Source organism: Anaerocolumna sp. AGMB13025, assembly GCF_029689925.1.
Lineage (GTDB): Bacteria > Bacillota > Clostridia > Lachnospirales > Lachnospiraceae > Anaerocolumna.
Genome location: NZ_CP121445.1, coordinates 1,734,026 through 1,749,334 on the forward strand (window position 1 = coordinate 1,734,026; position 15,309 = coordinate 1,749,334).

General features: G+C 37.2%; 12 protein-coding genes. 8 read left to right on the forward strand and 4 right to left on the reverse strand.

What is annotated here, in order from left to right:
- Positions 1-126: 126 nt before the first annotated feature.
- Positions 127-612, forward strand: coding sequence for a GyrI-like domain-containing protein (locus tag QA584_RS07095; protein ID WP_278273815.1), 486 nt, complete (start codon positions 127-129; stop codon positions 610-612).
- Between the two features lie 264 nt (positions 613-876).
- Here QA584_RS07095 and QA584_RS07100 read toward each other — a convergent pair whose 3' ends face one another.
- Positions 877-1,437 (reverse strand): PadR family transcriptional regulator, encoded by a 561-nt coding sequence (locus QA584_RS07100; protein WP_278273816.1) that lies wholly within the window; start codon positions 1,435-1,437, stop codon positions 877-879.
- A 115-nt stretch (positions 1,438-1,552) separates the two neighbouring features.
- Here QA584_RS07100 and QA584_RS07105 point away from each other — a divergent pair, with 115 nt between their 5' ends.
- Entirely contained in the window at positions 1,553-2,098 is a 546-nt protein-coding gene (locus QA584_RS07105; protein WP_278273817.1) for a phenolic acid decarboxylase, read from the forward strand.
- A 111-nt stretch (positions 2,099-2,209) separates the two neighbouring features.
- Positions 2,210-2,851, forward strand: a complete 642-nt coding sequence (locus QA584_RS07110; RefSeq protein WP_278273818.1) for a YczE/YyaS/YitT family protein — start codon at positions 2,210-2,212, stop codon at positions 2,849-2,851.
- 189 nt (positions 2,852-3,040) lie between these two features.
- On the opposite strand, the gene QA584_RS07115 is transcribed toward QA584_RS07110, so the two are convergent.
- Entirely contained in the window at positions 3,041-3,919 is an 879-nt protein-coding gene (locus QA584_RS07115) for an AraC family transcriptional regulator (RefSeq protein WP_278273819.1), read from the reverse strand.
- Between the two features lie 591 nt (positions 3,920-4,510).
- Positions 4,511-6,187 (reverse strand): cellulase family glycosylhydrolase, encoded by a 1,677-nt coding sequence (locus QA584_RS07120; protein WP_278273820.1) that lies wholly within the window; start codon positions 6,185-6,187, stop codon positions 4,511-4,513.
- 516 nt (positions 6,188-6,703) lie between these two features.
- Here QA584_RS07120 and QA584_RS07125 point away from each other — a divergent pair.
- The 3 genes from QA584_RS07125 (at position 6,704) to fliB (ending at position 11,144) form a co-directional block, all read left to right on the forward strand.
- A complete protein-coding gene (locus QA584_RS07125) occupies positions 6,704-8,737 on the forward strand; it encodes a glycoside hydrolase family 31 protein (RefSeq protein ID WP_278273821.1) in 2,034 nt (677 codons plus the stop codon).
- Between the two features lie 599 nt (positions 8,738-9,336).
- The gene (locus tag QA584_RS07130) at positions 9,337-9,777 is read left to right on the forward strand and encodes a MarR family winged helix-turn-helix transcriptional regulator (protein ID WP_278273822.1); all 441 of its coding nucleotides are present in this window, start codon (positions 9,337-9,339) and stop codon (positions 9,775-9,777) included.
- Between the two features lie 233 nt (positions 9,778-10,010).
- A complete protein-coding gene (gene fliB, locus QA584_RS07135) occupies positions 10,011-11,144 on the forward strand; it encodes a flagellin lysine-N-methylase (protein ID WP_278273823.1) in 1,134 nt (377 codons plus the stop codon).
- A gap of 129 nt (positions 11,145-11,273) precedes the next feature.
- Here fliB and QA584_RS07140 read toward each other — a convergent pair whose 3' ends face one another.
- Entirely contained in the window at positions 11,274-12,107 is an 834-nt protein-coding gene (locus QA584_RS07140; RefSeq protein WP_278273824.1) for an AraC family transcriptional regulator, read from the reverse strand.
- A 120-nt stretch (positions 12,108-12,227) separates the two neighbouring features.
- On the opposite strand from QA584_RS07140, the gene QA584_RS07145 reads away from it, so the two are divergent.
- Both QA584_RS07145 and QA584_RS07150 read left to right on the forward strand, forming a co-directional pair.
- Positions 12,228-14,072 (forward strand): alpha-galactosidase, encoded by a 1,845-nt coding sequence (locus QA584_RS07145; protein ID WP_278273825.1) that lies wholly within the window; start codon positions 12,228-12,230, stop codon positions 14,070-14,072.
- 4 nt (positions 14,073-14,076) lie between these two features.
- Entirely contained in the window at positions 14,077-14,853 is a 777-nt protein-coding gene (locus QA584_RS07150; protein WP_278273826.1) for a rhodanese-like domain-containing protein, read from the forward strand.
- The last annotated feature ends 456 nt before the right edge of the window (positions 14,854-15,309 follow it).

Here is a 15,309-nt window from a genome sequence, read left to right on the forward strand (position 1 = left end):
TCCGTTTCATCATTCGATAAGAAATAAAATGTCGAAGGACCTTTTTCTATTTATAAAAATAGTCATGCAGGATATAAGAATAATCATGCTGTTTAGAAATAATCATGCTTAGAAAGGAAATGTGAAATGTATCAAGAAAAGTGTAATATTGAGGTCATAACCATTGAGACAGAAATTATAGTTTATGGGTTGAATTTACAGAGTTCTGGCTTACCGATTAATTTTAATAGTCTTGGAATAATGTGGGACAATTACACGGAGGATATAAAGAACAGTACTCCTAATCGTAGGGATAAAGAGATTGAATATGCAGTTTGTTTGAATAAAGTACCAGACTATATAGTTGGTGTTGAAATAACTGAAATCCATGAGGTGGAGGCTGGATTTAAGACTTTTACAATTCCAACAGGAAAGTATGTCAAGGTTGAATTTAATGGAGAAAACCATCAGGATATGGTGGATACAAAGTTAATGGCAAGACAAAAAGAAGCTAAGAAATGGGCAAAGAATGAAAAGCTTAAACTGAATAATGAATTTACCTTGGAAGTTTATCCAAAGCAAACGGTTGAACTGGAGTATCCCGAGATGTTTTGCTTGTTTCCAATTCTATAAATGAGCTGGAGCTGGAGGGTAAAATAAAAGGTTAAAAGAGCCATTTTGGAAAGCACAGCGTCAATGCAATGCCTAAGTAAAAAAATCCAGGGCTTGCGAGCATTATCAATAAATGTGGGGAAAACAACAATACGACTGAATTAAAGAACGTAAAGGCGCTGTCATTACATAAAAGGCAACGCCTTTTTACCCGAGAAAGGAGCTGAATCATAATGTAACACCAGAAGAAAAAAGTGCATTGGCAGCCTGAACTTCAGACTATTATTATAGAAGATCAGTATTTATAGACTTTTCTTCACACACTCGTTTTATCCAGTTAATATATTCTTGTTCTCTTCGAATGGCAAGGTCTAGTATTAAAAAATGACCATAGTTTTTAGAACGCGATATTTCATCTTTGAATAGTAGATACATTCGCTCTTGTAAATGTGATAATTTTGAATCATGTAATCTATACTGCTCGACCAGCATTTCCAAAATTCGTTTGTCATTTTTATCATGAATAAAATATAGTTTAAGAATAAACTCATCCTTATTTATTGGGAGTTCTCCAGTAGGGGTTACCTCCCATTTATTTAGTACTTTTCTACCTTTATCTGTAACGGTATAATATGTCTTTTCAATCTTATTACCAAATAAACCAGTTTCAGAAGAAATATATCCCTGTTCTTCCAAGCGCTTTAGTTCTAGATATATTTGACTATGCTTTGCAGACCAAAATTCACCGATTTCTGTTTCGAATAATTTTTTTAGATCATAACCCGTTTTTTTTTCGTTTTCTAGCAAACCTAAAATAATGTACTTTAATAAGTTTTTTTGTGCCATGTTACTCCTCCAAAAATATAGTTGACATTTTATAAGATATAGTATAGCATAAATACGAACATTTTAATATGTAATTAATTACATGTTTATTATTTCATAGTTTGGAGGAAAATTAATGTCAGAAAAAATTTTTAAAGATTTATCAGATTTTATTGGAACACATTTTATTTATACTTATGATAATGGTTGGGAATATGAATGGTATGCAAAGAATGAACATACTGTAGATTACAGAATCCATGGAGGAATGGTTGCCGGACGTTGGGTTACTGATCAAGAGGCAAATATTGTAAAACTAACAGACGGTGTATTTAAAATTACTTGGACAGAACCTACTGGTACCGATGTAGCGTTAGATTTTATGCCAAATGAAAGAAAACTGCATGGTGTGATTTTCTTCCCTAAATGGGTACACGACCATCCGGAAATTACAGTCACATATCAGAATGAACATATAGATACAATGCTAGAAGCAAGAGAGAAATACGCTACCTATCCAAAGTATCTTGTTCCGGAATTCGCGGTAATTACATATATCGGATCTGCTGGCATTGATAATGATGATGTTATTAACGAAGCACCTTATAAAGGGATGACCGATAGTATCAGAAATGGAAGTTTTTATGATGCAAATTATAGGCATAAAAAAACTAATATATAATTGTTTCGCGCTAGAAAAGCTCCGATAGCGATTGATTGGGCGAAGAAATTTTTGAGAAGATCATACAAAAGAAAAAGATGTTATTTATCAAGGATGAAAGGATAAATGATTGTGGGAAAGATTAGGAGATACGTCATATTTATTATAGGGATTTTCATTAACTCGCTGGGAGTCAGCCTGATAACAAAGGCAGATATGGGGACATCGCCGATTTCATCCATACCGTATGTGTTGAGTTTGAATTTACCTTTTACACTGGGTAATTTTACTATATTTTTTAGCTTGTTTTTGATATTACTGCAGCTGTTGATATTAAAGAATAATTTTAAGTTGGAGCATATACTGCAGATACCGGTATCGATTGTATTTGGGTATTTTATTGATATATGTATAGCATTATTTAAATCTGTTCAACCGGAATGGTACGTTGCTAAGATTTTATGCCTTTTGGCAGGCTGTATAATTCTTGGAATCGGCGTGTATATGGAAATCCTTGCGGATGTTGTTATGCTGCCGGGAGAAGCCTTTGTAAGGGCGATTGTATTTCAATGGAAAACAGAATTTGGTATTACAAAGGTTGTTTTTGATATTACGATGACGGTGGCAGCAGGGATATTATCCTTTTGCTTTGCAAAACGCCTTTATGGTGTTCGAGAAGGTACAATAGTGGCGGCAGTTCTGGTAGGGTTTATAGCAAGGATTATAGGCAGACATTTATCCTTTTTGCGTCAAGTACTATTTGGATATGAATAAGCAAAACTGCAGAGCTAAGAGAGTATTAGGTTTGGTGGGCATCTTTTTTGAACGTTCAAGTCATGCGAAGACGGTCTGTCTGCCAGAGAGGAAAGCCTGATTTTATGCGCTTGTGTTTTTATAAAGTGAATTTATGAGTATACTTTGAATGAATTCCTTACTTTACTGTGACAGGTGGAGCGAGGAATTTCATCGTTTTCGGTATTCCCGAGGCGAACATCCTGTAAGTTGCTTAAACTGCTTATTAAAATTAGACAGATTGTTAAAGCCACAGTTATAGGAGATTGTTGATATGTCATCTTCTGTTTCTGTCAGCGCTGTGCAGGCAGCTTTAATCCTAAGGTGGGTCAGAAATTCAATTGCACTGCAGCCAACAGCTTTCTTAAAGGAGTTCATGAAGTGACTTGAACTGATGGCGCATCGAGCTGCAAGCTCATTAATCGTAATGGAATCCATATAGTAATAAGTCATATACTCCAGAGCCGGACGGATTAGGGAAGAATAACTGATATCACCGTCCCTGGAGGATGATTGATTTCCTTTTTTTTCAAAATACCAGAAAAGCTGCAATAGATTACTTTTTAGTAAAAGATCGTCATAAGGATTACTTTTGTTTGCACAGCTTATGAGCGTCTCTGTCAGGGAACGGATAACCGAATAATCCGGGTGGCTTAAGTCATATTTCATATTTACACGCAGTTGTCCAGTGATTAGCGGTCGTATGCACTGGGTACTGCTGCGATCATTGCTTTCAAGCCCAAGCATACTGGCGTGAAATACAAAGGCAATATAATGCAGATTTATGTTGGAAGAAGGATAGGCGGCATGGAGCATATTGGGAGAAATCATAACTATATCCCCGGGGTTTACAGGGAAGCGTTCGTCTCCGCAGATAAATTCGCCCTTTCCCAGCACAACATAATCAATTTCAAATTCGTTGTGCCAGTGCATGGGTACGTTAGGAAATAAATCTGGTATATGGCAATCATAAATACTATAGGGAACCAGTGAGGAGCTGTGCTGTCGCTGTTCTTTATTACCTTGAGATGCAGCAATTGTATATTTCATATTTATACCCCGTGCATATCGCAGGCTTGCCTGCGATACTGCTATAATAAGTAGTTTGAAAGGAACGTTCAAACATAGCCCGTGCATATCGCAGGCTTGCCTGCGATACTGCTATAACTAAGTAGTTTGAAAGGAACGTTCAAACATACCCCGTGCATATCGCAGGCTTGCCTGCGATACTGCTATAATAAGTAGTTTGAAGGGAACATTCAAACATAGCCCGTGCATATCGCAGGCTTGCCTGCGATACTTCAACTTAAATCATAGAATAGTATCAAAAATATCGAGTATTTTAGATAAATGTAATCATCTATAGAGTATTATATCATTGTAACCCAAAAAATCAATTGATCTATTGGCAAATTAGTATTTCTGGGAAAGCAGTTTACGTGGGAGATATATGTATTGAGTATTTACTGTAATAACCTACGATATAAAGGCTTTATTAGAACGTACCATTTTCCCACCATACACTAGCTGCTGTCTGACTGACGGCAGCATTGTTGCTTAAAAATTCCTAAGAGCCGGTAATTGTGAGTATAATCACAGTTGTCGGCTCTTTCTTCAATTGTAAAATGGGTTCCGCTTAATTTATTTTGTGAACTTTATATTATCTAAAGAAATGTCATCCGAGCTTGCACCAACAAATAATATCATATTTGTTACGATACTATCATTGGAATCAGCAGATATGGATTTGAAATTGGGACTATCGTCAAGCGTAATCGTCAAGGCTGCTTTATAGGTACCATCTGACTGTGCTATGAAATTATTAGCACTGACACGTACCGCTCTTGTCGGATTTGCCCATCCATTACTGGTACTTTGGGGAATAGCAGCTATCGAAACATTGGTTGGTGAGGGTGATATAACATCCATTGTAAGTTTTGTATCACCATATATATTAATGGACTGACCCCAGACATCAGCGGAAAGCCGGGTATTTGCCCAAAAGTTATTTTCCGATAGATCATTGCTGCCATAGGTATTCAGTCCGCGAAGTTCTAATGCATTATTTGCGTTTTGTATCATAATGGAAGTAATCGGGCTATCTGCATTAATACCAAATCCTTGCGTGGTTCCATCATTAAAATCCCAGAAACCGGAAGAAAAATCTATTGGTGGTTGAGGTTTATTTGGCATGGGATCATCTGGAGTGGCATAATATATTCCTTTAATACGAGCCCGTACATATTGACCGGAGGTGGTTAATTCACTCTGTGACCATACGTTATCATAACCAGGATCAAAACTGGTGGAACTATTTAGTGCAGAGGCTACTTCGTTCTTGTTGCACAGTGAAAAATTACACCAGCTTATGTTGTTTGCATTAAGGAAATCCAACCATGCATCCGCTTTTGCTAAATATGGTCCAGTAGTACCCGTTGCAAGGCTGGTTCCCCATTCTGTAGCAAATACTCCAACCCCGTGTTCCAGTGCATATCTTACATTACTCATCGCATTATTTCTATTGGTATCAACATTTGATACCGGATTGGTACCGCTATAAAAATGAACGGAATACATTGTGTTTTTGTCATCAATTGGGTTATCTGCTGCCAAATCAGGTCTTTGACTCCAGAAGGGAGAACCAACAATGATAAGATTTTCATTTCCTTTGCTTCTTAAGAGTTTTATGATAGGAGCTGCATAAGCTTTTACCTCGGCCCATCCGGCAGCATCATTTGATACTCCTCCATTTTCACCATTTGGTTCGTTGCATAATTCATAAATTATGTTTTTATTGTTTGGATATAGATCAGAGATTTCATTGAAGAAGTTTTGGGCTCCTGAATAGATACTGTTGTTTGGATTTCCCGGATTTATCATATGCCAGTCTACAATTACATACAGATCATTAGCAATCGCATAGTTTATTCCATTTATAACGGACTGTTTAACGGAGGGATTGCTTGCATACCCATCTTCAGCTACATACATGGCAAGACGGATTACATTTGCCTCCCAGTCCTTGGAAAGAGCTGCAAAAGCATTATTATTAATGACCGCTGGAAACCACTGTAACCCATGAGTACTCATACCTCTTAATTGAATTGGATTTCCGTCTTTGCCGCATAAAGTCATTATGCCGTTTTTATCAAGTACCTGTAAATTACCTCCAACCGAAGGTTTTTTTACATCAGAATTACCAACTAGATGGGAGTAATCTGATGAAGCTGCTGTTACGGTTGCTTTCGGAATGATAGCTACTATCATAGCAATCATGAAAGCAAGAGAGATCAAAGTTCTTTTTACATTTTTAACCATAGTGTCCTCCTTTTTAATACTAACTCATTTGCTAAGGTGATATTGTAATGCAAATTCCATATATTTCAAATTTGCTCCATAATAGTACTGCCAAAATTTTTCTGTGTAAAGTAAAAATTTGTTAACGAAAACTGATTTTAAGTAACGAATTCGATATATTATTTATAAAAACAAGAAAATATCTTTTAAAAACTGACAAATAGCTGTAAAAAATATGATATATTTTTTACAGCCAGTTATTGAGGTTATAGCCTCCAAGGTCATCCTTTATTAGAAAAATCTGGGATTGCCATTATATTTCTCTGAACTATAATATTGTGCTTACCGATTTGGCAAATATTTTATTTTACAATGTAATCTGAATGGTATTAACGAAAATTTACTTAAATAAAAATGGAAGGTAACTAAATCATAGAATAGTATCATAAATAAATAGTATTCTATAAGTATTATAATCTTCTATAGAGTATTATATCATTGTAATCCAAAAATCAATTGATAAAAGGAGGATGTACTATGAAATTTTTAGATGACAATGGAGCCTTGGTATTTTACCATAATGGCGAAATGGGGCGAATTGAAGCTTGGGGTAAGGATTCTGTCAGAATACGTACCACCATGCTTGGTAAGTTTAATGGAAATGATTGGGCATTGACTGAAAATATTGAGACGATAGATAGCAGTGTAAAAATTGAAAAGGAAGATCACCTGGTAGGAGATGGAACGATTGATCAGAGGGAAATTGCTTCCATTACCAATGGTCATATTAAGGTAGTGGTGAATTTTGTTGGTATCATTTCCTGTTATAAAGATGACAAGTTGTTCCTTCGAGAATATTTCCGTATGTATGATGGAACCATTTCAAAAGAGAGCCGTTGCTTGAAAGTGATTAACCGCCAGTGGAAGGGAATCATTGGTGGAACCGATTATTCTTTAAATGTAAAATTTGAAAGTAATAAAGGTGAGAAAATCTTTGGTATGGGCCAATATCAACAAAATGATATGGACTTAAAGGGCTGTGTCTTGGAACTGGCTCAGCGTAATTCCCAGATCTCGGTTCCTTTTGCTGTATCTTCCTTAGGGTATGGCTTCCTTTGGAACAATCCGGCTGTTGGCCGTGTAACCTTTGGTAAGAACTATACCGAGTGGATTGCAAGATCTACAAAGGAGATGGATTACTGGATCACGGTGGCAGATACACCGAAGCAGATTCTGGCAAACTATACCGCAGTTACCGGTCATGCTGATATGTTTCCGGAAGATCTGATGGGACTTTGGCAATGCAAGCTGCGCTACAGAACCCAGGAGGAGGTTCTGACAGTTGCCAGGCAGTATCAGAAGGAAGGCATTAAGATTGACCAGATTGTTATTGACTTTTTCCATTGGACAGTACAGGGGGATTGGAAATTCGATACCCAGTACTGGCCGAATCCGAAGGCTATGGTAGAGGAACTTCACGCTATGGGAATCAAGGTTATCGTATCTGTATGGCCTTCTGTGGATCGCAAGAGTGAAAACTTTGGTCCGATGATGGAGAGAGGCCTTTTGATTAAGACCGAGCGTGGTGCCGCCCAAACCTATGATTATCAGGGAGACTGCGTGGAGATAGACCCTTTCAATCCTGAGACACGCAAGTATGTATGGGAAGTGTGCAAAAAAAATTATTACGACTTTGGCATTGATGCTTTCTGGCTGGATAACTCTGAACCGGATTATGGTGTGTATGATTTTGAGAATTACAGATATTGTGATGGACCGGCACTTAGTATTAGTAATTTGTATCCCCAGATGTACAGCCGCGTATTCTATGACGAAATGAGTAAGGAAAATAAGCCGGTTGTAAATCTGCTTCGTTGTGCCTGGGCCGGCTCCCAGAAGTACGGCAATGTGGTTTGGTCCGGTGACGTGCCAAGTACTTTTGAGGCCTTTGCAGACCAGTTACAGTGCGGACTAAATATGGGACTTGCAGGCATTCCCTGGTGGACCACAGATATCGGCGGTTTTATGACAGAGGATGTTAATGATCCTGATTTCAGAAATCTCCTGATTCGTTGGTATCAGTTCGCTGTTTATTCAGCTGTACTGCGTATGCACGGGGACAGAGGTCCTTACAACATCCCGCCGCTGGATAACAGAGACTGGGGTGGCGGCTACCTTCATACAGGCCAGCCAAATGAGCTTTGGAGTTATGGAGAAGATAATTATAAGATTATGAAGAAATACTATGATATTCGTATTGGTATGCATGATTATATCAAAAAACTTTATGAAGAAGCTCATAGGAATGGCTCACCTTTGATTCGTACTATGTTCTATGAATTTCCGGAAGATGAGAAATGTTGGGAACTTCAGGATCAGTATATGTTTGGTGAAAAATATCTTGTAGCGCCGATTCTTCATCTCAATGAATTCAAGAGAGACGTATATCTCCCTGCCGGTGAGTGGATATTGACCTCTACCGGGGAAAAATATACCGGCGGCATAACGGTATCAGTGGATGCACCAATTGAATACACTCCGGTATTTGAGCGCAAGGCAATCGGCTTATAAAACTCAAAGCCCTTGCTATTAGTCAGATGAAGTTACTGACGGAGGAACAGAAAAGTCACAAAAGAGTTAGTAGAAAATATTTCAATACAGTACTGCCAAGGCTTCACTATGTTCAAATGGTATCTTACTTATGCTCTTCAACCCATGTTGAGTCGATAATAATGATGACCAAATGTGGTTTGGAGGACAAAGAGGTGGATTAACCATTATGTGTAATGGTTTGGAAGTAAAGATTGAGCAAAAATCGGGCCGAAAAAGAGCGTTTTTCGGCCTTGTTTTTTGCCCTTTTATAGAGGTCAAAGGAAGGTCATAGACAACACCGTGCTTCATAAGGTGACCGAAAGCCGCTTTAGGATTTCTTAAACGCTGATTGGGGTTCCTGATCCATGCCACCCGTTGAGTGCTTGGTGCGAACCGGTCAAGTGTATTGTGTGCATGGGCTTGAACTTATCAAATAAGGGATGATCTTTGTATGCAAAATATTAAGATATAAATTAATTGTATAAGAAAAGCATAAATAAATTTTAAAAGTATTGACAAAAAACATAGGCACCTATATAATATGCATAGGTACCTAACAAATAGAAAGGAGTTTACTGATGAATAATGATAATTCTGAGATTTTGTCAGCTTTGTTTCGACAATGTATTAGCCTTATATCCAGGGGACGCCAAAAGGTTCATCAAAGCCTTGGAGGAGTCCCAGAGGGGCAAGGCAGAATTTTGCGGGAACTTTTACAAACAGACGGCATGAGCCAAAAAGAATTGGCGCAAAAATTACAAATTCGTCAGCCCTCTCTTACGGAGCTTCTTTTAAAGCTGGAAAGCGGTGGATATATTGAACGCCGACAAAATAAAAATGACAAGCGGATTACCAACGTATTTATCACAGATAAGAGTAGTGAACAGCGCAAGCAGATTGGAATTGCTCGCCAAAAAATGTCCCATGATATGTTTCATGCCCTTACTGATGAGGAACAGGTAGCTTTAATAAACCTATTAAATAAGTTGGTAACAGCATGGACGGAAGAATTGGATTGAAATGTCAATGACGGCTTAGCCAATCTGACAGAAATTTGCAGCGAAACTTGATTTTATGGGGAAACTATGCTTTCAGTTGAGGATGAAATTATGCTTGGAATATGAAAAAATATTTATGAGCAAACAAGTATAAAGCAAGCAGAATAAATCAAATAGTTATTTACTGGATTAACAGAAGCACTGAGAAATATGAAGTATGCAAAATGACCCAATCAGCACATAAGGAGATGATTATGAAGAAAGAAATCAAAACGGACTACTATGACACTTTTACTTGTATTGCTGATAAGTGTTCATTTACTTGTTGTCAAGAATGGAAAATTGCAGTAGATGAGGATACTTATCTAAAATGGAACCGCTTAAGCGCAAAGCAAAACAATAATAATTTAGATCAATATGTAAAACAAAAAGATGGTACACATATCATTAAATTGAATGAAGAGAAGCAGTGTCCTTTCTTAAATGAACAGAAACTTTGCAAGCTGGTATTGAATTTTGGAGATAAAATTTTGTCTGAAACCTGTGCAGTTTTTCCACGGCAATTACACGAATTTGCAGATAGAAAGGAATATTCTTTGGTGCCTTGTTGCCCGGAAGTTGTGGATTTGATGAATCAGCAGGATAAAATTTGTTTTACGATGAACATGTTTGAGATGGATGGAGACATTTTGCTGCAGATTCGAACTATGATGATTACTATTATGCAAAATCATCACTTTTCAATATCAAAGAGTGTGATGATGATTTTTTATATTCTTCTGGATATTCATCAAAAGGATTCTGTATTAAAAAAAGGGATAGACGGATATAAGGACGAAGCTGTTTTAAAAGAATTATCAGATACTATAGATAACTTGCAATTCCAAAGTTTAGATACGTTTGAAGAAAATAATGAACTTTTTTTGGATATGGCTGAAAATTATCGAAAGCAAGAACTATATACCAGTTATCTGGAACCAATCGCTGTAATTGCGGAAAATTTATCGAGAGATTATGACAGGCGAAAAATGCTGGCTCATTTACAGAAATTTGAACAGCAGTTTTCTACTTTTGAACAGTTATTTCGCAATTACCTGGTTGCAGAAATTTTCTCAAATAGTCTGTTGCCAGAATCTGATTTAGAAAGTATGGTTGTTATGATTCAGTGGATTGCTATGGAATATACGATGATGCGGCATGCAATCTTTCTAAGTTGGTTACTTGGTGAACAAGAAAAACTGTCTTATACAGTGGTTCGTAATTATATCATTGTTATATCACGAATGATGGGATATGACCAAGAAGATATTCGTGAATATCTGGAAAATAGTTTTAATAGCTTAATATGGGAATGGGGATATTTGGCTTTGCTTATTGGAGCGAGCTAATTTCAATGGGATGCACACCGGTTTTTAAAGTACCCCTCCAAACCCGTAAAGTTTAGAGGGTACTTTATGTGCTGGTCAATACAGACAGCATTGAAAAAACCCAAACGTTTGAATAGATAATGAGCAAAGTCATTGTTTCGGCTCATAATGATTCACAGACTGCTCAAAACCATCTTTTTCTCTCCACTGTGTTGGTGTTGTTTGAAAGTGTTTTTTAAACAGCTTCGTAAATTCCATCTGATTATCATATCCGACACTGCATGCAACTTCTTTAATCGTCATACTGCTTTTTTTAAGAGATTGTGAAGCAATATCCATTTTAAGAGTAATAATAAACTGCTGCGTGCTTATACCACAGATATTTTTAAAGATACGTGTTAGATGACTGCGGTCTATGTTTAAAAAAAGTGCAATTTCAGATACTGTGATCTGTTTATGAATGTTACTTCTTATATAATTTTTTGCATTAGAGACATAGGTTTCTGCCGTATTCTCGTCTTTCTTTAATAATTTTCCCTTTGTAAGGGTAGCGATAAATGACCAAAAATGAATCATAATTAGTTCATAGTCAGTCCAGCCTAAATCTATAATATTCTTAAGTGCACTTCCAACACCGTTATCATCATTTATCACATGGTTCTCTTGTGAGAAGCCAGTCACAGACATAAGCTTTTCCGAAAAGCTCCCGTCAAATTCAATCCATCGATACAGCCACGGATTATTGTCATCCGCTTTATAATATGCTGTTTGTTTTGGATAAATAAGGAAAAACTGTCCTGCATGAATTTTATAAGTTTTATTATTAATATGCAGTTCACCCTTTCCGCTGTAGACGTAATGGATTAAATAAAAATTACGTACTGCGGGTCCAAAGGAATATCCGTTATCGCATTGTTGTTCCCCGTATTGCATGGGATAGATATCACATGACATTAAGGGACTTTTTGCATAATATAATTTCATTGTATCAACTCCTGTATTCATAATATCACATTATCCCATAATCACTCAATATAAACCTATTTAATTACATATTAATTTGTTTTATCATATCAAAAAGTACAAGTTTAAGGAGGATTTCGTGTGAATAAATACATGAAAGTTAATGCAGAAAATAACCCTATAAAAGTAAAGACTACATCAAGGACAGAACCTGACGAAATTAAGGACCCTGATTATATGTTTCCTGCTTTTTCAAATGGAAAGGTGCTTTTGAATAAAAAGCAGGGTCGCCTCCCTGGGATGGGCTGGAACAGTTGGAATGCCTTTGGCAGTAAGAACAACGAGGTTCTAACGAAAGCAATGGCTGATGCAATTGTTAATTTGGAGCTTGCAGAGTTGGGATATGAATATATTGTACTCGATGATGGCTGTTATAAGTCTGAACGTGTAGATGGATTACTATCGAATGAAACTTTGAAATTTCCGAAGGGGTTTAAGGCCTTATCTGATTATATACATAGCAAGGGGCTTAAATTTGGTATGTATAATGATATTGGAACCAATCTTTGTGCAGGCTCTGCGGTAGGAACCTGTGGCTTTGAGGATGTCGATACAAGTGCATATATTGATTGGGGTGTTGACTTTCTAAAGGTTGATAACTGTTATTACCTTTGGGATAATGCAACATTCTCGGATTTAGCCAATGCAAAATATACCTATGCTCCGAATCTCAGAAGCATAACAGTCTCCGGAGATAAATTAAAAATAACTTTAAATGCCCTTGAGGATGGAATTCTGCTAGGCCAGGGTGCAACAAAAAACAATGATAACTATATATCCAATATCGGTACGTTCGATGGAACGAATGTGGGCACAACACCTGTAGGCGACCGCTGGTGTGAGCTTGGGTTTACTGTGGCTGCGCCTGTTTCAGGAGAATATACGATAACCGTCAATTACGCAAGTGGTGAGGAGGTTGGGACGGGGCGTTGGCTTCAGCTTGCTGTAGGACACGCAGAGAATGAAACCAGATATTTTGATAATTTGCTTCCATTAACGAAGAGCACTACTGATTTTACAGATTCGCAGGAAATAATAGTATCTTTAGAAAAAGGAGAAAATATCATACGTATTATGAATCACAGAAGACAGGAAAATACTCTTAATTCCTATGCTGCTTTACTAGATGGTTTAAACAAGGCAGACCCCAATCATGATATCGTATTCTCTATCTGTGAATGGGGAAAAACACAGCCGCAAAACTGGGGATATAAGGTTGGTGATTCGTGGCGTATTCTTAATGATATAACCTTTTGTGTCGGTTCTGACGGTAATCCGGGCTTAGCTGAATGGAGTTCAAACAATACAGCAAGTATAACTTCTCAGTATAACAAAGCAGTTATTATGGATGAGTTCGCAGGACTTGATAAAGGCTGGAATGATCCGGATATGCTTGTAATCGGCATGAACGGAATCACAAATACGATGAGCAAAACTCATATGACTATGTGGTGTATGATGAATTCTCCACTAATGCTGGGAATGGATCTAAGGAGACTTACAAAGGGAGATGAGCTTTATAAGATTATAGCGAACAAAGACATCATTGCATTGAATCAGGATACGCTGGGAGTTCAGGCAAAAAGAATCTTCTGTTCTATTGATAATACCAAGCCTGATACCGCATATGTCGCTAATAACAACCGAATTGATATTCTAGCAAAACCTCTGGCGAATGGAGATATTGCATTGTCCTTCATCAATCTAAACGGCTTACGGGATCCAAATCAGTATTCGGTTGATGTAGACTGTATTATCAATTATGTCGGGCATAAAATGATTGATGCAGATAAATTTAGAACTGCTAAAAGTTACTTAATAAAGAATATATGGACCGGTGAAGAGGCTGTAAATGATTCCAAGATCTTCTCGGTTACAGGGATTGACGCTTATGACAATGTAACCATACGAGTTACCGCAGTTTAACAATATGAAAAATATGATAGTTCAATCCGAGGATCAGGTTACAACGGAAGAGTTTGTAAGAATGATTATAAAAAGTAGTAAAGTCAATTTGGAGGAAACGGGAGATACCTGGTCATCAGGATATATGGAGTATGCTTTGCAAATGGGCATAATAGAAGACTATGATATGTCAAATACGAGTAAACCAATTGAACGTCGGTCCGCGGCTAGAATCGTACATGAAGCTCTTTTAACAGAATTCAGAGAAAAAGATGAATACGAATGGTCGGCAGCAGAAAATCTGAAAGACTTATATTCCTGCCATAGCTGTGTTATGCATATAGCGCAGGTGTATGTAAAAGGTATCATGCTCGGACGTGACAATAATGTATTTGATGTAAAGGGGTGCATAACCCGTGAGGAAGCTTCCGCAATCTTAGCGAGGATGCTTGACCCGGAGCAACGTATTCCTCAGATAATGGAAAATAAAGTGCAAAGCAAAAAGCTGTCCCCCGAAAAAGCATGGGAGTTGCTGCGTAATGAAAGTAATGCAAAGCTGATTGATGTACGGACGAAGGAGGAATACAACCTAGGGCATATAAAAGACAGCATATGTATACCGTTACTAGATATATCAAATAACCCATATTCGGTCTGTGAAAGAAAGGATACGCCGGTAATTCTTTATTGTCAAAAGGGATATAAAAGTTCTGTTGCAGCACAGCTACTTATTGATGCGGGTTATAGTAGAATTTACTCAATTCCAGGTATAGAGGAGTATTGGTATGATCTAATTATATAAAGTCGTACAAACCGCTTATTTTCAAGCTTTTGAAGGTAAGCGGTCTATTTATGTCCTAAAAGCTCTCAGACAGATTGGTTATCAGGAATCAGGAAATGAACCGGAATTAAAAACATGCCAAAAATAATCATAAAATCACAAGTCTAGACATTTACAATATATACCAAATGATGGGAAAGTGAGATTGTAGGAAAATTTTTCTGTTCTTTTCTACACACTGTCTAGGAGGGGAGGGGTTAATAGAATAAAACGTATATGTCAAATGCAATACAATTGATGTTGCTTGAAGACGGAATAAGAAGACTGCAGAAGTAAACAGTTAAGAAGACAGCAGAATTAAACAGTATAAGAAGACAGCAGAATTAAGCAGTATAAGAAGACAGCAGAAAAAGACAGCAGAAAAAGACAGCAGAAGAAGACGGCATAAGAAGACAGAATAAGAAGAAGGCATAAGAA

Excerpts from the sequence above, each read along its gene's own strand:
- QA584_RS07095 (WP_278273815.1), top strand. The coding sequence starts at position 127 with ATGTATCAAGAAAAGTGTAATATTGAGGTCATAACCATTGAGACAGAA.
- QA584_RS07100 (WP_278273816.1), bottom strand. The coding sequence starts at position 1,437 with ATGGCACAAAAAAACTTATTAAAGTACATTATTTTAGGTTTGCTAGAA.
- QA584_RS07105 (WP_278273817.1), top strand. The coding sequence starts at position 1,553 with ATGTCAGAAAAAATTTTTAAAGATTTATCAGATTTTATTGGAACACAT.
- QA584_RS07115 (WP_278273819.1), bottom strand. The coding sequence starts at position 3,919 with ATGAAATATACAATTGCTGCATCTCAAGGTAATAAAGAACAGCGACAG.
- QA584_RS07120 (WP_278273820.1), bottom strand. The coding sequence starts at position 6,187 with ATGGTTAAAAATGTAAAAAGAACTTTGATCTCTCTTGCTTTCATGATT.
- QA584_RS07125 (WP_278273821.1), top strand. The coding sequence starts at position 6,704 with ATGAAATTTTTAGATGACAATGGAGCCTTGGTATTTTACCATAATGGC.
- QA584_RS07130 (WP_278273822.1), top strand. The coding sequence starts at position 9,337 with ATGAATAATGATAATTCTGAGATTTTGTCAGCTTTGTTTCGACAATGT.
- fliB (WP_278273823.1), top strand. The coding sequence starts at position 10,011 with ATGAAGAAAGAAATCAAAACGGACTACTATGACACTTTTACTTGTATT.
- QA584_RS07140 (WP_278273824.1), bottom strand. The coding sequence starts at position 12,107 with ATGAAATTATATTATGCAAAAAGTCCCTTAATGTCATGTGATATCTAT.
- QA584_RS07150 (WP_278273826.1), top strand. The coding sequence starts at position 14,077 with ATGAAAAATATGATAGTTCAATCCGAGGATCAGGTTACAACGGAAGAG.